Source organism: Mesorhizobium sp. Arg314 (genome assembly GCF_053714275.1).
In genome coordinates this window covers 131,477-148,283 of sequence record NZ_JBSKBP010000009.1, presented here as the reverse complement: position 1 = coordinate 148,283, position 16,807 = coordinate 131,477, and the positions used below count along the sequence as shown (strand labels likewise).

12 protein-coding genes are annotated in these 16,807 nt (G+C 63.7%); 5 read left to right on the top strand and 7 right to left on the bottom strand.

Annotated elements, in window-relative coordinates; genetic code table 11:
- Nucleotides 1-32 precede the first annotated feature (32 nt).
- Nucleotides 33-872 (top strand): phosphate/phosphite/phosphonate ABC transporter substrate-binding protein, encoded by an 840-nt coding sequence (locus tag ACWGS9_RS12390; RefSeq protein ID WP_454505515.1) that lies wholly within the window; start codon nt 33-35, stop codon nt 870-872.
- Here ACWGS9_RS12390 and ACWGS9_RS12385 read toward each other — a convergent pair.
- The 4 genes from ACWGS9_RS12385 to ACWGS9_RS12370 form a co-directional block, all read right to left on the bottom strand.
- A complete protein-coding gene (locus ACWGS9_RS12385; protein ID WP_454505514.1) occupies nt 840-2,180 on the bottom strand; it encodes a M24 family metallopeptidase in 1,341 nt (446 codons plus the stop codon). The genes ACWGS9_RS12390 and ACWGS9_RS12385 overlap by 33 nt on opposite strands.
- Before the next feature lie 164 nt (nt 2,181-2,344).
- Nucleotides 2,345-4,915 (bottom strand): GcvT family protein, encoded by a 2,571-nt coding sequence (locus ACWGS9_RS12380; RefSeq protein ID WP_454505513.1) that lies wholly within the window; start codon nt 4,913-4,915, stop codon nt 2,345-2,347.
- A 70-nt stretch (nt 4,916-4,985) separates the two neighbouring features.
- Nucleotides 4,986-6,563 carry a trimethylamine methyltransferase family protein gene (locus tag ACWGS9_RS12375; RefSeq protein ID WP_454505512.1) on the bottom strand — a complete coding sequence of 526 codons (1,578 nt, stop codon included), beginning with the start codon at nt 6,561-6,563 and terminating at the stop codon, nt 4,986-4,988.
- 295 nt (nt 6,564-6,858) lie between these two features.
- Nucleotides 6,859-7,395: a hypothetical protein gene (locus tag ACWGS9_RS12370; protein WP_454505511.1), complete on the bottom strand. Its 537-nt coding sequence runs from the start codon at nt 7,393-7,395 to the stop codon at nt 6,859-6,861.
- A 116-nt stretch (nt 7,396-7,511) separates the two neighbouring features.
- On the opposite strand from ACWGS9_RS12370, the gene ACWGS9_RS12365 reads away from it, so the two are divergent.
- Both ACWGS9_RS12365 and ACWGS9_RS12360 read left to right on the top strand, forming a co-directional pair.
- On the top strand, nt 7,512-9,578 hold the full coding sequence (locus tag ACWGS9_RS12365; RefSeq protein WP_454505510.1) for a prolyl oligopeptidase family serine peptidase: 2,067 nt from the start codon (nt 7,512-7,514) through the stop codon (nt 9,576-9,578).
- A 206-nt stretch (nt 9,579-9,784) separates the two neighbouring features.
- Nucleotides 9,785-11,164 (top strand): aspartate aminotransferase family protein, encoded by a 1,380-nt coding sequence (locus ACWGS9_RS12360; RefSeq protein ID WP_454505509.1) that lies wholly within the window; start codon nt 9,785-9,787, stop codon nt 11,162-11,164.
- A 470-nt stretch (nt 11,165-11,634) separates the two neighbouring features.
- Here ACWGS9_RS12360 and mmsB read toward each other — a convergent pair whose 3' ends face one another.
- The 3 genes from mmsB to ACWGS9_RS12345 form a co-directional block, all read right to left on the bottom strand.
- The gene (gene mmsB, locus ACWGS9_RS12355) at nt 11,635-12,522 is read right to left on the bottom strand and encodes a 3-hydroxyisobutyrate dehydrogenase (protein WP_454505508.1); all 888 of its coding nucleotides are present in this window, start codon (nt 12,520-12,522) and stop codon (nt 11,635-11,637) included.
- 78 nt (nt 12,523-12,600) lie between these two features.
- Nucleotides 12,601-12,969 (bottom strand): four helix bundle protein, encoded by a 369-nt coding sequence (locus ACWGS9_RS12350; protein ID WP_454505507.1) that lies wholly within the window; start codon nt 12,967-12,969, stop codon nt 12,601-12,603.
- Nucleotides 12,970-13,024: 55 nt separating this feature from the next.
- Nucleotides 13,025-14,194, bottom strand: coding sequence for an isobutyryl-CoA dehydrogenase (locus ACWGS9_RS12345; RefSeq protein WP_454505506.1), 1,170 nt, complete (start codon nt 14,192-14,194; stop codon nt 13,025-13,027).
- A gap of 139 nt (nt 14,195-14,333) precedes the next feature.
- Between ACWGS9_RS12345 and ACWGS9_RS12340 the strand changes: the two genes are divergently transcribed.
- Nucleotides 14,334-14,939 (top strand): dimethylsulfonioproprionate lyase family protein, encoded by a 606-nt coding sequence (locus ACWGS9_RS12340; protein ID WP_454505505.1) that lies wholly within the window; start codon nt 14,334-14,336, stop codon nt 14,937-14,939.
- Complete coding sequence (locus ACWGS9_RS12335) at nt 14,939-16,414, top strand: cobyric acid synthase (protein WP_454505504.1); 1,476 nt, start codon at nt 14,939-14,941, stop codon at nt 16,412-16,414. Before ACWGS9_RS12340 ends, ACWGS9_RS12335 begins: the two co-directional genes overlap by 1 nt.
- Nucleotides 16,415-16,807 lie beyond the last annotated feature (393 nt).

The window sequence follows — 16,807 nt, the reverse complement described above, 5'->3', positions numbered from 1 at the left end:
CGACGGTTGCCTGTCTTTGAAAGCTGTTCGGCATGAGTAAATTCGTTGCGGCATTGCCGATGTATGACTGGCCCGAAGCGCGTGGCGAAGTCGACGCGCAATGGGCGCGGCTGCGCGACGCCTTCCGTCACAGGGGCATCGATGCGCCGGAGGCCGTCGCGCGCAGCAATCGCGAGTTGCCGGCGGTGCCTGGCGGTATCCTGGATGCCGCCGGCAGGCTGATCGCGCCCGACCCGGCGACATTGCCCCCGCATGAGTTCGATTTTCACCCGCTCTGGCTGAGCCCGGCGCTGCTCTTCGGGCAAACCTGCTGGGGGCCGATGGAACTCGGCCTTGCCCAGCATGTGCAGGTGATTGCCCAGCCAAACTACGATGCGTTCGAGGGCGGGCAGGGAGAACTCTATTCCAGCGCGCTGGTGATGCCCGCGGATGGCGGACCCTCGGTTGCCTCGCCGCAGGATGGCAAGGCCATCATCCCGATCGGTCTTCTCCGCGGCAAACGCTTCACCTTCAACAATCCGGATTCGATGTCCGGGCTGATCGGGCTGACACGCGACCTGGAGGCGATGGGCGAAAGCCTTGATATTTTCGCCTCGCGCAGCGAAAGCGGCGGCCACCGGTCGTCGATCGTCGCCATCGCCGAGGGCAGGGCCGATATCGCCGCGATCGACTGCGAAAGCTGGGCGCTGGCGCGGCGATTCGAACCGGCTGCGCAGGGCGTCAAAGTCGTCGGCTGGACGGCGCGGCGCAAGGGCCTGCCCTATATCACCGCCAGGACCACCCCGGCGCCGATCATTGCCGCTATGCGCGAGGCCGTCGCGGCGGTCGAAGGCGGCGCATCAGAGCAGCCGCTCGTCCAGCGGGTAGGCTGAAAGCTTCTCGTTGCCGGTCTCCGTTATCAGGATCTGCTCTTCGATCTTGACCCCTTCGTGCCCGCCGAGCCGGCCGATATAACTTTCGACGCAAAGCACCATACCGGGTTCCAGCACGCCGTCCGGCGTGTCGGTGGTCCAGTCGCCGGCATGCGGCAGCGTCGGGTATTCGTCCGCCAGGCCGACCCCGTGATAGAGCACGCCGTAGCGTGTCGGATAGCAATCGCCCGGCGGCACCGTCGAGCGCTCGACGAGATCGCGGAAAGAGATACCCGGCCGCATCAAATCCGTGTTGTGGGCGATCTGGTCGGCGGCGATGCGGAACAGGTCGCGCTGCTCGCTCGACGGTTGCCTGTCGCCGCAGAGCCAAGTGCGCGAAAGGTCGGCGCAGAAGCCATAAGGGCCGATGAGGTCCGTGTCGAAGGCGACGAGGTCGCCATTCTCGACAACGCGCGAGGAGCATTCCTGGAACCAGGGGTTGGTGCGTGGTCCCGAGGACAAAAGACGCGTCTCGATCCACTCGCCGCCGCGCGCGATGTTGCCGCGATGCAGTTCCGCCCACAATTCGTTCTCGGAAATACCAGGCTTCAATGTTGCTTCCATCTCGCCCATCGCCGCCTCGCAAGCGGCGATGGCGCGGCGCATGGCGAGGATCTCGTCGGGCGACTTGATGAGGCGCGCATTCTCCATTACGGCCTCGCCGTTGCCGACGGAAATGCCGCGGCGGGCAAGCTCCTCGACACCTTCCGGATTGATGTGGTCGATGGCGATGCGCCGGTTGCCGCCGCCATGCTCGGCAATGAGCTCGGCGATGCCGGCGGCCCAGCGGCGAACCTTCTCATCGGTCAGTTCGCCGCTGTAGAGATACATCCACGACACGGCCGGGCGCACCTCGTCAACGACGCCCGAATGGTCGGACAGGTGCTCGCAGGAGAAATAGTCGAACAGCACCACCGGCCCATCGGTGGCGACGAAGCAGTGGCGGGTCGGATTATGCGCGACCCAGAGCTGCATGTTGGTCGAGTCCGTCGCGTAGCGGATATTGACCGGATCGTAGAGCAGGGCGCCGGCATAGTCGCGTCGCTTCAACTCGGCGCGAATACGCTCCAGCCGGTATCTGCGCATGGCGGGCAGGTCGGGCGCGGCGATGCCTGCCGCCGCCCATTCGGCTTCGGCCTGAACGCCATACCCCAGCAGATGTTGATTGAGCGAGGCTGCCTTCTCGCGGGAGGCTTCGCGCAGCGCCTCGACCGAGCCGGGTTCGAAGGGCATGATCTTGCGGTGGTGGCCGAAGCGTTGCTTGTCCATGCAGTTCCCTGGCGCTCTACCGCGCCGCCTTCTTGTGCAGTCTGGTAATCGTCAGTTGGCGCGGCGCGGCGCCGAAGCGCTCAGGCACCGCGATGCGCCGATGGACGGTATCCATCACGTAGCCTGCCTGGGCGATCCTGTTGAAGACGGCCGAAGGCGGCTCCTCAGGTCCGCATCTTCTCGCCGCTCGGGTCGAAGGGCGGCTCGACATTGATGCGCGCCGGCCGGCGGTGGCCGAGGATTTCGATCTCGAACAAGCCGGCGCTTTCGTCCTCGGCAAGGGCCGCCGGAACATAGCCCTGCGCCATCGACTTCTGCACGTAATGCGCATAGCCGCCAGAAGTGACCCAGCCGACGACGCGCCAGTCGCCATCGACAATGCCGCGAATGGCGGAAGCGCCTTCGGCGGCCTTGGAGCCGCGTATTTCCTTGCCGGTCTCATCGAAACGCGGTGCGCCATAGCCATGCGGCTTTTCCACAGTGCCGTAGTCCTTGCTGACCTTGGCCCAGATAGGCTCGTCGCCCATGACGTCGGCATCGATGGCATCGACGATGAAGGAAACGCGGCGCAGCTTCGGCCCCTCGGCCTGTTCCTTCGCCGAAGCCTCACGACCGATGAAGTCGTTCTTCTCGAGCTTGATGAAGCGGTCCATCGAGCCTTCGAAGGGTCCGTAGATCGGGCGCAGTTCGCGGAACCAGGTCGGGAAGTTCTTTTCGAGGCGCATCGACAAAAGCGCGCGCATGCCGAAATCGACCAGGCCGAACTCCTCGCCGGCTTCCTTGATCGCGTGATAGACGAGGCGCTGATAGGCCGGCGCCATCCAGATCTCGTAGCCGAGGTCGCCGGTATAGGTGATGCGGTTGACCAGGCAGGGCGCGCCGCCGACCGCCATCTCGCGGAAATCCATGAAGCGAAAGGCCTTGGTCGAGACGTCCACATCGACCAGCTTCTGCAGCAGGTCGCGCGATTTCGGCCCGGCGATCGACAGGCCGACCAGCGTCTGGTCGAAGCGGTGGATGCGCACCGAACCGTCCTTCGGCAAATGCTTCTCGAACCAGCGCATGTGGTACTTCTGCGCGGCCGAAGAGCCCCAGATCATGAAGCGGTCCTCGCCCGACTTGGCGATGGTGAAGTCGCCGATCAGCTTGCCGAACTCGTTGACCATCGGGGTCAGCACGATGCGGCCAACCTTCGGCATGCGGTTGGTCATCAGCCGGTTGAGGAAATCCTCAGCGCCCTGTCCCGACACTTCGTATTTGGCGAAGTTGGCGATCTCGGTGACGCCGACCTTGTCGCGCGTGGCGCGCACTTCCTCGCCGATCGGGCCGAAGTCGTTCGAGCGGTGGAAGGAGACGATGTCCTTCGGCTCTGAGCCCTTCGGCGCGAACCAGAGCGGCGTCTCCAGGCCCCACGAGTCGCCCATGACGGCATTGTTGGCGAGCATGGTGTCGTAAAGCGGTGTCGTTTGTGCCGGACGGGCGGCCGGCAGTTCCTCGTTCGGGAAGCGGATCGAGAAGCGGCGTGAATAATTCTCGCGCACCTTGGCGTTGGTGTAGCGCAGGCTGGCCCATTCGCCGAAGCGGGCGACATCCATGCCCCAGACGTCGAAGCCCGGATCGCCATGCACCATCCAGTTGGACAGTGCGAGGCCGACGCCGCCGCCCTGGCTGAAGCCGGCCATAACGGCGCAGGCGCACCAGAAATTGGTCAGGCCCTGCACCGGACCGACCAGCGGATTGCCGTCGAGAGCGAAGGTGAAGGGGCCGTTGATGATCTGCTTGATGCCGGCCTTCTCGATGCCGGGGAAATGCTTGAAGCCGATCTCCAGCGACGGCGCGATGCGGTCGATGTCGGGTGGCAAGAGTTCATGGCCGAAATCCCAGGGCGTGTTGACCGGCGACCACGGCTTGCAGGCCTTCTCATAGGTGCCGAGCAGGATGCCGTTGCGCTCCTGGCGGGTGTAGATCTCGCCCTTGAAGTCGAGCACGCCGATCATCTCGCGGCCGGTCGACTTGTTGAATTCCTCGACCTCCGGCATCGGCTCGGTGAGCAGGTACATATGCTCCATCGCCAGCACCGGCAGCTCGACGCCGACCATGCGGCCGATCTCGCGCGCCCACAGGCCGCCGCAGTTGACGACGTGCTCGGCATGGACCGTGCCCTGTTCGGTCACGACGTTCCAGGTGCCGTCCGGCTGCTGGGTCAGGTCGACGACGCGGTTGCGCAGCACGATCTCGGCGCCGAGTTTCTTGGCCGCCTTGGAATAGGCGATGGTGGTGCCGGACGGGTCGAGATGGCCTTCGACCGGATCCCACATGGCGCCGACGAAATTCTTCTCGTCCATCAGCGGGAACATCGCCTTGGCTTCCGAAGGCGTGATCAACTCGGTGTCCATGCCGAGATAGCGGCCCTTGGCGTGGGCCAGCCGCAGGAAGTCCATGCGTTCCGGCGTATCGGCCATCATCACGCCGCCGGTGAGGTGCAGCGAGCAGGACTGGCCGGAGATTTCCTCGATCTCCTTGTAGAGCTGGACGGTATAGGCCTGCAGCTTGGCGACGTTGGGGTCGCCGTTCAGCGTATGGAAGCCGCCCGCTGCGTGCCAGGACGAGCCGGAGGTGAGCTCCGAACGCTCGATCAGCATGATGTCGGTCCAGCCGGCCTTGGCGAGGTGATAGAGCACCGAGCAGCCGACGACGCCGCCGCCGATGACAACCGCTTTTACGTGGGATTTCATGAAGATAGATCCGTCTTGTGTAATGTGGAGTCAAAAATAGGAATTGATGCGGGCCGGCGACTTACCGGCCTTAGAAGTCGGTCGGCGCGCCGCCTTCGGCACGGCGCTTCTCGACGAAGTCGTTGAGTTCCTCGCGGATGGCCGGATCCATAAACGGCTCCTCGTAGGAAGCAAGACGCTCCTTCCACACCTTGTTGGTGCGTTCCATCGCCGTCGGCGAGCCCGCCTCGGCCCAGGTCTCGAAGTTGCGCCAGTCCGAGACGATCGGCGAGTAGAAGGCGGTCTTGTAGCGCGCTTGCGTGTGCGGGGTGCCGAAGAAATGGCCGCCCGGGCCGACCGACTGGATGGCGTCGAAGCCCAGCGCATCCTCGGAGAGGTCGAGAGGGGTCAGGTACTCTGCCACCATCTGCAAAAGGTCGATGTCGAGGATGGTTTTTTCGTAGGAGCAGCGCAGGCCGCCTTCCAGCCAGCCGGCGCCGTGCATCATCAGATTGCCGCCGCCCTGGATCGCGCCCCACAGCGAGAACACGCTTTCATAGGCTGCCTGCGCGTCGACCGTGTTGGCGGCGCAGGTGTTGGAGGTGCGGTAGGGAATGTTGTAGCGGCGGGCGAGCTGGCCGCCGACGAGCTGCGCCTTCATATATTCGGGCGTGCCGAAGGCCGGCGCGCCCGACTTCATATCGACATTGGAAGTGAAGCCGCCATAGCCCACCGGCGCGCCCTTCTTCACCATCTGCGCGAAAGCGATGCCGGAGAGCGCCTCGGCATTCTGCTGCACCAGCGCGCCGGCGACGGTGACGGGCGCCATGGCGCCCGACAGCGTGAACGGCGTGACGATCACGACCTGGCCCATGCTCGACATCTGGATGATGCCTTCCATCATCGGCACGTCGAGCTTGAGCGGCGAATTGGTGTTGATGATGGTAAAGACCGAGGGTTCCTGCATCAGTTGCTCGTGGCTGACGCCACGCGCGATGCGAGTGATCTCGATGCCGTCGACGTTGCGCTCCTTGCCGAGCGAATAGATGTGAAAGACCTTGTCGGTCAGTGTGGCGAGGTCGCGGACGCATTCCAGGTGCCGGACCGACGGATGGATGTCGATCGGCTCCACCGGATAGCCGCCGGTGCAGTTCAGGATGTTGTGCATCTGCGCCAGGCGCAGGAAGTTGCGGTAGTCGGCCTGGTTGCCGGGCCGCCGGCCGCGATCGAGGTCGGAGCAATTGGGGGCCGAGGCCATCATCGACAGGATGACGTTGTTGCCGCCGAATCGCAGATTGTGCGCCGGGTTGCGTGCATGCAGCGTGAATTCCGACGGGCAGTGCGAGACGAGATCGAGGATCATGTCGCTGTCGAAGCGCACGCGCTCGCTGCCTTCGCGCACATCCGCGCCGTGCGCTTTCATGATGCGGCGCGCTTCGTCGTGCAAAACGTCGACGCCGATCTCCTTCAGCACGCGCAGCGATGCGAGGTGGATTGATTCCAATTCGTCGTCGGACACCAGCTTGGTCGGCGTCAGCGGGTTCTTCAACTGCCGGAAGGCGGGCTGCTCGAAGGCGGCCGAGCCGCCGGCGCGCTTGCCGGCGCGGCCACCACGGCGGGCGCGATCGGTAGCCACTGTCGGTTCGGCAGGATGGAGGGCGGCAGTCATGGGAAGCCTCGTGAGGATGCGAAATTGGCCGCATAATGGACTGGCGGCAATACGGCCGGTGAGGAGGCGGCGACCACTAGGGCGAGGGAAGCGACATGACGGAAGGGGAGCTTGCTGGCTTGGCGAATTGCCGCCGCTGAGGCATCCGTTTGGTCTCCGCCGCTTACCGGCAGTGTGATGGACGTCATCGGCGCTGCCGGGCTGCCCGTTACGCTCGGCGCAATCTGCGGGGCGCTGGCGGCGGCGACGGTCATCCGAAGACGGGTCTTATAGGGCGATCGGGTTCTCGGAGTCCTCAGTTGGCCTGCCGTCGGAATATTGCCCAGAGGTCACAGTCGGCGTGTCGCTCTTCCGGATGCGTTGTGTGCAGCAGATCCCGAATTTGGAGCGCGCGATCGAAATCGTCCAACAGCCCGACACTGGAGAGCTCCATGTTCGCGAACACGTCCGGAAAGCCGCCACAATTGCTCAAGGCGCTGTTGCCGACATCCTTGTCCATCAGATCGTAACCCAGGAACGCAAACCCGTCCCACTCAAGCGAGCGCACATCCGCCGAAGGCCTTCGGATCACGCCAAGGATGTTGAGATCGCGCGTCTCGGCCAATTCCGAAAGCAGGAAATCCAAATCGACAAAGAAATTGAGCATGTTGTCTTCTTTGACTATGTGGGGCCAGTGGCTCTCCTTGGTCTCAGGGAGCGCGAAGGGGCATAGCATCCCATCGAGCGTGACGACCTCGGTCAATTGGGTGAGGCCCGACCACTCGATGTATTCCTTCCATCCGGTGCCGTGGGACGGACCGAACTTCTCGGTGGCTATGTAGAGACGTTGCATCGGTTACTCGCCTTGCCATGGCGATTTTCGGAGCTTCCTTTTAAACGCTCCGATTGAATGTCGGTAGCGCCATGCCGATGTTTGTGGCACCCAGCATGGCAGATTTCGGAGATGACATGACCCAGTCGAGTGCACAAAAGCAGCCGGCCTCAGCCGAAGACCCTTTCCTCTGGCTGGAGGACCGCAACAGCAAACAATCTCTCGACTGGGTTCATCGCCAGAACGCGCTGACGGTCGCCGAACTGCAGGGCGATCCTTCCTATCAGGCGGCATTCGAGACCGCGCTCGACCTGATGACGGCCGAGGACAATATGCCGGTCGGCGCGGCGCTTGCCGGCTACGTCTATAATTTCTGGCAGGACAAGACCAATGCACTTGGCTTGTGGCGGCGCACGCCGGTCTCTTCCTACAAGACTGACAAGCCGACCTGGGAGACGATCATCGATTTCGACCAGCTCTCGGCGAAAGAGGGCATAAAATGGGTGTTCGGCGGCGCCAGCCGGCTCTATCCCGATTTCAATCTCTGCCTGCTCTCCATGTCGCCCGACGGCGGCGACGCCAGCGAGATGCGCGAGTTCGACCTTGCGACCAAATCCTTCGTCGAGGACGGGTTTCGCGCGCCGGCTTCGAAGTCGGGCTTTTCCTGGCTGGACAGGGACACGGTGATCGTCTCGGCGGCTTTCGAGGAAGACGACAAGACCCAGTCCGGCTATCCGCGCGTGATCAAGCTCTGGCGGCGCGGCACCAAGCTCGAGGAGGCAACGCCGATCTTCGAAGGCGAGAAGCATGACCTCGCGGTCGGAGGCGGCGTGGAGTATGACGGCGACAAGCGGCATGTGCTGCTCGGCAAGACGATCGGCTTCTTCACCTCGCACAGCTTTTTGCGACTGGATTCGGGAGAAAACAGGCGCGTACCGCTGCCGGACGACGCCACCGACACGGCGATCTTCAAGGGCCAACTCCTTTTCGGCGTGCGCAGCCCGTGGACGGCGCCCGACGGCACGAACTGCCTGCCCGACGGGCTTTATTCCGTCGATTTCGGCCGCTGGATCGAGAGCGGTGAGTTCGGTCCGTTCCAAACCGTTCTCGAGCCCGCGCATCGCGTTTCGATCGCCGGGCTCGCCAGGACGCGGGACCGGCTCTTCATCAATCTGATGGACAATGTGCGCGGCAAGGTCATCGCCTGCGACCGCACCGCCAATGGCTGGTCGCTGAAGCCGGTCGCGCTGCCCGACAACGGCAATGTCGGCATCAGCCATGTCGAGCATTTCGGTTCGAGCGTCTCCTTCTCCTTCACCGATTTCCTGACGCCGAGCTCGATCATCTGGTCGGACGACGATGCCGAGACGCTTCAGACCGTAAAGTCGCAGCCGGCGCGCTTCGATGCCTCGCCTTATGTTTCGGAGCAGTTCGAGGCGCGCTCGAAGGATGGCACGATGATCCCCTATTTCGTGGTGCGGCGCCGCGACCAGAAAGGGCCGGTGCCGGCACTGCTCTACGGCTATGGCGGCTTCGAAGTGCCGCTCTTGCCCGGCTATGCCGGGATCCGCGGCAAGCTCTGGCTGGACAAGGGCAACGCCTATGTCCTGGCCAACATCCGCGGCGGCGGCGAGTTTGGTCCGGCCTGGCATCAGGCCGCGCTCAAGGGCAATCGTCAGAACGCCTTCGACGATTTCGCGGCGGTGGCTGAGGATGTGGTCCGGCGCGGCATCACCACGGCGGCGCAGCTCGGCATCCAGGGCGGCTCGAATGGCGGCCTGCTCACCGGCGTGTCGCTGACGCAGCGCCCGGAATTGTTCGGCGCCGTCATAATCGACGTGCCGCTGCTCGACATGCTGCGCTACACCGAATTGCCGCCCGGCGCCTCGTGGATCGCGGAGTATGGCGACCCATCGAAACCGGAAGAGGCGGCCTGGCTAGGCGCCTATTCGCCCTATCAGCATGTCGCGGCCAATGCTGCCTATCCGCCGGTGCTGTTGATGACGTCCACCGCCGACGACCGTGTCCACCCTGGACATGCGCGCAAGATGGCAGCACGGCTGCAGGAGGCGGGCCATGGCGGGACGATGTTCTTCGAGGAGACCGAAGGCGGCCATGGCGGGCGCGGCGATATCCGGCCGCAGGCGGCGCAGACGGCGATGCGCTACATGTTCCTTCAGCGAGCGCTGACCGGAACGGCTTGAATTCTGGGCCTCAGGCGGCATAAGCTGCCGCCATGATCCGCTTCAGCACATCTGGCGCCTTCGGGGTCGCGGTGACGCCGTCACCGCGGACCCTTCGCGCCGAGCTGTTGCGGCTATGCGCCCGCATCGGCTATTCGCCGCCCGCCTCCCTCTGACGAATCCGCCCCGGCCGTTGCCGGATTGGTTCAAGAGGAAAGATCAAATCCATGACCTATCAGAATTATTCGCTGAAGCAGCTTCAGCAGATCGACGCCGCGCATCACCTTCACCCCTTCACCGACCACAAGGAGCTGCGCGAGACAGGCTCCCGCATCATCACCCATGCCAACGGCCCGTTCATCTACGATGCCGACGACACCGAAATCCTCGACGGCATGGCCGGCCTTTGGTGCGTCAATGTCGGCTATGGCCGCGACGAGCTGGCCGAGGCCGCGTACGCGCAGATGAAGGAACTGCCTTACTACAACTCCTTCTTCAAATGCTCGACGCCGACCCCGGTGCTCTTGTCCAAGAAGCTGGCGGAGCTGGCGCCCAAGCATGTCAGCCAGGTCTTCTATGGCTCGTCCGGTTCGGAAGCCAACGACACAGCGCTCAGGCTCGTGCGCCACTATTGGGCGTTGGAAGGTAGACCTGAGAAGAACCGCATCATCTCGCGCAAGTCGGCCTATCACGGCTCGACGATCGCCGGCACCTCGCTCGGCGGCATGGAGCCGATGCACAAGCAGCTCGGCGGCGCGGTGCCCAACATCGTCCATGTGATGATGCCCTATGCCTATGAGCTGGCGCTGCCCGGCGAAAGCGATCATGATTTCGGCATCCGCGCGGCGAAGGCGGTCGAGGACGCGATCCTCGAAGCCGGCGCCGACAAGGTCGCTGCCTTCATCGGCGAGCCGGTGATGGGTGCCGGCGGGGTAAAGATCCCGCCGATGAGCTACTGGCCGGAAGTGGAGCGCATCTGTCGCAAATACGATGTGCTGCTGATGCTGGACGAGGTCATCACCGGCTATGGCCGGACCGGCGAATGGTTCGCGGCGCAGACCTTCGGGATCGAGCCCGACACCATAACCACCGCCAAGGCGCTGACCTCGGGCTACCAGCCGCTGTCGGCGCTGCTGGTCGGCGACCGTGTCGCCAAGACGCTGGTCGAGAAGGGCGGCGAGTTCTATCACGGCTATACCTATTCCGGTCATCCGGTGGCTTGCGCGGTGGCGCTCAAGAACCTTGAGATCATCGAGAAGGAAGGGCTGGTCGAGCGCGTCAAGAACGACACCGGTCCGTATTTCGCGCAGGCGCTGCAGGAGCGGATCGCCGGCCACAGGCTGGTCGGCGAAGTGCGTTCGATCGGCCTGATGGGCGCTATCGAGATCGTCAAGGACAAGGCGACCAAGGAACGCTACCTGCCGTCGGGAAGCGCGGCGGTCGTCGTGCGCGATCACGCGATCGCGCAAGGCATGATGCTGCGGGCTACCGGCGACACGATGATCCTGTCGCCGCCGCTGATCTGGACGCGCAACACCATCGACATGGCTTGCGAGCGCATCGCCAAGGCGCTCGATCTTGCCGAAGCGGATCTGCGGAAGCGCTAGGCGAGCATCCTGTTCCGTCGTCATCCTGGGGCGGAGCAAGGAGCGTAGCGATGCAGCGCAGACCCCAGGATCCATGCCGTGACTCAAAGGCGTCGCCGCGGTGCAGAATTCTGCTCCGTTGCAACGCTCCGAAGTCACGGCATGGATTCCAGGGTCTTCGCGACGGAGCTTCGCTCCTGCTGCGCCCTGGAATGACGAGGCGAAGTGATGCTTCCAAAACGCAAAAACCGCGCTCCAACAGGAACGCGGCTTTGCCAAATACACATGGCATTTCGCTACAAGAATACTTGCGAAACTTACGGGCTCCGGTACGCGAGACCTGATCCGGAGCGCCGGGCAGACGCGATGTCCGCCTCGCAGTCCGTTTTAAAGGCACATCGTTACCGGTGCGTTAGCGAGACCTTAAGCAAATGTAAATTTGCCGGCTTCGGACCGGCAAACTCCGAAAATAACCTTTGAAAAGCAGTAGCTTAAGCTGGATTTCCGCGCAGAAAATTAATAATCCCGGAAAAGTCGGAGCCGGCGTGCCCTTGCGCGTTGAACAAGGCATAAAGCTGCGTGGCCTCGGCGCCGAGCGGGGTCACGGCCCCCGCGCTTTGCGCGGCTTCCTGGGATAATTTCAGGTCTTTCAGCATCAGAGCCGCGGCAAAGCCCGGCTTGTAGTCGCGATTGGCCGGCGATGCCGGCACCGGGCCGGGCACCGGGCAATAGGTGGTGAGCGACCAGCATTGGCCCGACGAAGTCGAGGCGACGTCGAACAGCGCCTGGTGCGACAGACCTAGCTTTTCGGCGAGAACGAAGGCTTCGGCGACGCCGATCATCGAGATGCCGAGAATCATGTTGTTGCAGATCTTGGCCGCCTGGCCGGCGCCGTCGCCGCCGCAATGGACGACGCGCCCGGCCATGGGCTTCAGGATCGGCTCGGCAGCGGCGAAAGCCTCATCCGAGCCGCCGGCCATGAAGGTCAGCGTGCCGGCCGTGGCGCCGCCGGTTCCGCCGGAAACGGGCGCGTCAATGGAGGGCAGGCCATGTTTTGCGGCAATGGCATGGGCCTTGCGCGCCGATTCGACATCGATGGTCGAGGAATCGATGAACAGCGCGCCTTTCTTCGCCTTGGGCGCGATGTCCTCATAGACCGACAGCACATGCTTGCCGGCCGGCAGCATGGTGATGACGACATCGGCGTCCTTCACCGCGGCGACGGCGTTCGCCATCACCGTCACGCCGTGTTCTTTCGCAACTGTAAGGTTGTCCGGCACGAGGTCGAAGCCCAGCACCGCATGCCCCGCCTTGACGAGATTGGCGGCCATCGGATTGCCCATATTGCCCAAGCCGATGAAGGCGATCGTTGTCGTCATAGTCGTGCTCCGTGATTTCGGTAGGCAGTAGGCAGTAGGCAGTAGGCAGTAGGCAGTAGGCAGTAGGCAGTAGGAGATCTATTCAGGTGCGAGCTTGATAATAAGCTGGCGAAGCATTTTTCCGATCGCTTCTGTGGCTGACAGCATATGATGGACCTCATCACTCGTGGCTAGGCCGATGCGTTCAGCGATCTGGAGGTGCGTCTCGAGCTCCTTTAGAGAGCCTTGAGCTATCCTGAGAAACTGCTGATAAGAGCCCGTGTTATCTCGCCCGTAACCTTCCGCGATGTTTGCGGGGATGGATGTGGCTGAGCGGCGGATTTGGCTGGTCAAGCCATACAGTTCCTCTTTCGGCCATGCCTTGGTCAAGGAGTAGGTCGCGACGGCCAGATCCATCGCCTGCTGCCAGACGATCAAATCCTTGTACGAGTTGATCTTGCCGGTCATCTTTCCCTACTGCCTACTGCCTACTGCCTACTGCCTACTGCCTACTGCCTACTGCCTACTGCCTACCAATCAGCGCCCGAGCGATGATGACACGCATGATCTCGTTGGTGCCTTCGAGGATCTGGTGGACGCGGAGATCCCGCACCAGCTTCTCGATGCCGTAATCGTGCAGATAGCCATAGCCGCCATGCAGCTGCAGCGCCTGGTTGGCGATGTCGAAGCCGATATCGGTGACGAAGCGCTTGGCCATCGCCGACCATTTGCCGGCGTCGGGCGCCTTGCGGTCGAGCTTCGAGGCGGCGGCATAGAGGAAGATGCGCGCTGCCTGCAGCTCCGTCTCCATGTCGGCCAGCCTGAACTGCAGCGCCTGGAACTGGTTGATCCTGGAGCCGAAGGCCTTGCGCTCGGCCGTATAGGCAAGCGCCTTGTCGAGCGCCGACTGCGCGCCGCCCAGCGAACAGGCGGCGATGTTGAGCCGGCCGCCATCGAGCCCAGCCATGGCGATGCCGAAGCCGGCGCCTTCCACGGCAAGTAGATTCTCGGCCGGCACCTTGCAATCCTCGAAGATGACCTGGCGGGTCGACTGCATGTGCCAGCCCATCTTGTGCTCGTTGGCGCCGAAGGAAAGGCCAGGCGCGTCCTTGGGCACGACAAAAGTGGATATGCCTTTCGGACCGTCGGCGCCGGTGCGCGCCATTACGACATAGAGGTCGCTGTCGCCGGCGCCGGAAATGAACTGCTTGGCGCCGTTGAGCACATAGTCGCCGCCGCTCTTGACCGCGCGCGTCTTCAGCGCCGCGGCATCCGAGCCTGAGCCGGGCTCGGTCAGGCAATAGCTCGCCAGCCATTCCATCGAGGTCAGTTTCGGCAGGAAGCGCTGGCGCTGCTCGTCGCTACCGAAGCGGTCGATCATCGAGGCCGCCATGTTGTGGATGGAAATGAAGGAGGAGAAGGCCGGATCGGCGTGGGCGAGCGCCTCGAAGATCAGCACCGCGTCAAGTCGCCCAAGCGCCGAGCCGCCGACATCGTCGCGCACATAGATGCCGCCAAGGCCAAGCGGCCCTGTCTCGCGGATCACGTCGGCGGGGAAGTGTTTTGCACGGTCCCAGTCGAGCGCGTTGGGCGCGACGCGGTCCGCCGCGAAGGCCTGGGCCATCTCCTGGATGGCGCGCTGTTCCTCGGTGAGTTCGAACTGGCCAGCGTCCGCATCGACTGTCGCGTCCATGGCGTGCTCCCTGTCGTTTCAGGCCTTCTGGCCTGTCGTTTTTGGCTTTGCGCGCCGCTCAATCTAGACCAATGATGCCGCCGCGCAACCCGGCGTCCTGCGGACCGGCTGTGCGTGAAATGACCAACGGAGCTCGTGCGTGCCGACAATTTTCGATGAGCTGCTGGACCGGTTCCACGCCTATCTCGCCGGCGTCGACAGCGATCTGGTCGCGGACGAAGTCGCGCGCATTGGCTGGGACATGCAGGCACGTGCGCTCGAAATGCGCCCGCTTGGCTGCCTTGGCCATCTCGATTGCATCGCCGAGCTTGCCGCGACGGACGCCAAGCCGCTGGCGCAATTCGTTGCCGACCATCGGGGCGCGTTGCGCTGGGGGCAGACCTATACCGCTGACGATTTCGGGCAGGGTTTTGTCGACAATTACGGCTGGCTGGAAGTGTTCGGCACGCGCGGGCATTTCGTCAATAACGAGGTCGCCGCCGGCCTGCTTATCCTCGGGCCCGACATCGTCTATCCCGACCATCACCACATCGCCGAGGAAATCTACATCCCGCTGACCGGCGGCACGGAGTGGCGGATGGGCGAGGGCGGTTTCCATGTTCGCGACGCCGGCGAGGTCATTCACCATGCCTCCAACGTCAATCATGCGATGCGCACCGGCAAGGAGCCGCTGATGGCGCTTTACCTCTGGCGCGGCGGGCCGCTGGCGCAGAAATCGACCATCGGTTCAGGGGGCAGGAACTGATGGCCAGGGCGATCATGCTGCAGGGCACCGGGTCGGATGTCGGCAAGACAGTGCTGGTGGCGGGGCTTTGCCGCGCTGCGAGAAATCGTGGGCTGAAGGTCAGGCCGTTCAAGCCGCAGAACATGTCGAACAATGCCGCCGTCGCCGACATTCCAGGTGGCAACAAGGCTGGCGAGGGCGAGATCGGCCGCGGGCAATGGCTGCAGGCGCTGGCCTGCGGCGTCCGGCCGACCGTGCACATGAACCCGGTGCTGCTCAAGCCGCAGAGCGATATCGGCTCGCAAGTGGTGGTGCAGGGCAAGGTGTATGGCGAGGCGCGGGCGCGCGACTACCAGGCGATGAAAGCCGGATTGATGGGCGCGGTGCTCGATTCCTGGGCCAAGGTCGGCGAGGGCGCCGACCTTGTCATCGTCGAGGGCGCGGGCTCGCCCGCCGAGATCAATCTCCGCAGCCGCGATATCGCCAATATGGGTTTTGCCACGCGCGCCGACGTGCCGGTGATCCTTGTCGGCGACATCGATCGCGGTGGTGTCATTGCGTCTGTGGCCGGCACGCATCTGATCCTGCCGGAGGAAGACCGGCGCATGATCGCCGGCTATCTCATCAACAAGTTTCGCGGCGATGTTTCGCTGTTTGACGACGGGATAAGCGCGATCGAAAAGTTCACCGGCTGGCGCTGCTTCGGCGTCGTGCCGTGGCTGAAGGCGGCCGGTCGGCTGCCTTCAGAGGATTCCGTCGTGCTCGAGCGCCTCGCTTCCGGCGAGAAACGGGCGCTGAAGGTGGCGGTGCCGATGCTGGCGCGCATCGCCAATTTCGACGACCTCGATCCCCTTAAGGCCGAACCGCAGGTCGAGGTGGTGTTCGTGCCGCCGGGAAAACCGCTGCCTCAGGATGCCGGGCTCGTCGTCATTCCCGGCTCGAAATCGACAATCGGCGACCTACTGAAATTCCGCGAAAATGGCTGGGATCACGATCTTGCCGCCCATCGCAAGCGCGGCGGCCATGTCGTCGGCATCTGCGGCGGCTACCAGATGCTCGGCCGTGCGGTGCGCGATCCCGACGGCATCGAAGGCAGCGTCACCGAGGCTGAGGGCCTCGGTCTGCTCGACATCGAAACGGTGATGGAGCCGGAAAAGACCGTGCGCAATTCAAGTGCGCGCTCGGTGCAGTTCGGCCTGCCGCTCGAAGGCTACGAAATCCATCTTGGCCGCACCAGCGGCCCGGACACGGCGCGGCCGTCGGCGATCCTCAACGGCGCCGAGGACGGCGCGGTTTCCGCCGACGGCAAGGTGATCGGCACTTATCTGCATGGGCTGTTTTCCGCCGACGCGTTCCGCGCCGCCTACCTGGAGAGCCTTGGCGTCAGGGGAGCCGGCATCGACTATCGTGCGGACGTCGAGAGGGCGCTGGACGAGGTCGCGGCCGAGCTGGAGAGACATCTCGACTGCGATACGATTTTTGCCCTGGCGCGATAGGTCAGGTTCCTCAGCACGGGAGCTGAGCCGGCCAGATGTGCTTGCGGTGCCTCGGCGATTAGCCGAAACGCCTGTGCCGTCGTCATCCACGGGCGGAGCAAGGAGCGAAGCGACGCGGCGCAGACCCGAGGATCCATGCCGTGACCTCAAGGCGTTGCTACGGCGCAGAATTCTGCTCCGCTGCGCCCTTCGATCAAGGTAACGGCATGGATCCTCGGGTCTCCGCTACGGGCTTCGCTCCTGCTTCGCCCGTGGATGACGAAGTTCAGGCGCCGTCGCCAATCTTGAACGTTGTCGATAGCCTACGCCTTCTCTCGCAATAGCCGCAGATATCCGTGACGATGCCTGCAAGCGACGCAGCGGGCTTGGGCCGGACCATCTCGAAATGGAGGG

Coding starts and splice junctions, on each gene's coding strand:
- ACWGS9_RS12365 (WP_454505510.1), top strand. CDS start 7,512: ATGACCCAGTCGAGTGCACAAAAGCAGCCGGCCTCAGCCGAAGACCCT.
- ACWGS9_RS12335 (WP_454505504.1), top strand. CDS start 14,939: ATGGCCAGGGCGATCATGCTGCAGGGCACCGGGTCGGATGTCGGCAAG.
- ACWGS9_RS12360 (WP_454505509.1), top strand. CDS start 9,785: ATGACCTATCAGAATTATTCGCTGAAGCAGCTTCAGCAGATCGACGCC.
- ACWGS9_RS12350 (WP_454505507.1), bottom strand. CDS start 12,969: ATGACCGGCAAGATCAACTCGTACAAGGATTTGATCGTCTGGCAGCAG.
- ACWGS9_RS12375 (WP_454505512.1), bottom strand. CDS start 6,563: ATGACTGCCGCCCTCCATCCTGCCGAACCGACAGTGGCTACCGATCGC.
- ACWGS9_RS12345 (WP_454505506.1), bottom strand. CDS start 14,194: ATGGACGCGACAGTCGATGCGGACGCTGGCCAGTTCGAACTCACCGAG.
- mmsB (WP_454505508.1), bottom strand. CDS start 12,522: ATGACGACAACGATCGCCTTCATCGGCTTGGGCAATATGGGCAATCCG.
- ACWGS9_RS12370 (WP_454505511.1), bottom strand. CDS start 7,395: ATGCAACGTCTCTACATAGCCACCGAGAAGTTCGGTCCGTCCCACGGC.
- ACWGS9_RS12380 (WP_454505513.1), bottom strand. CDS start 4,915: ATGAAATCCCACGTAAAAGCGGTTGTCATCGGCGGCGGCGTCGTCGGC.
- ACWGS9_RS12385 (WP_454505514.1), bottom strand. CDS start 2,180: ATGGACAAGCAACGCTTCGGCCACCACCGCAAGATCATGCCCTTCGAA.
- ACWGS9_RS12390 (WP_454505515.1), top strand. CDS start 33: ATGAGTAAATTCGTTGCGGCATTGCCGATGTATGACTGGCCCGAAGCG.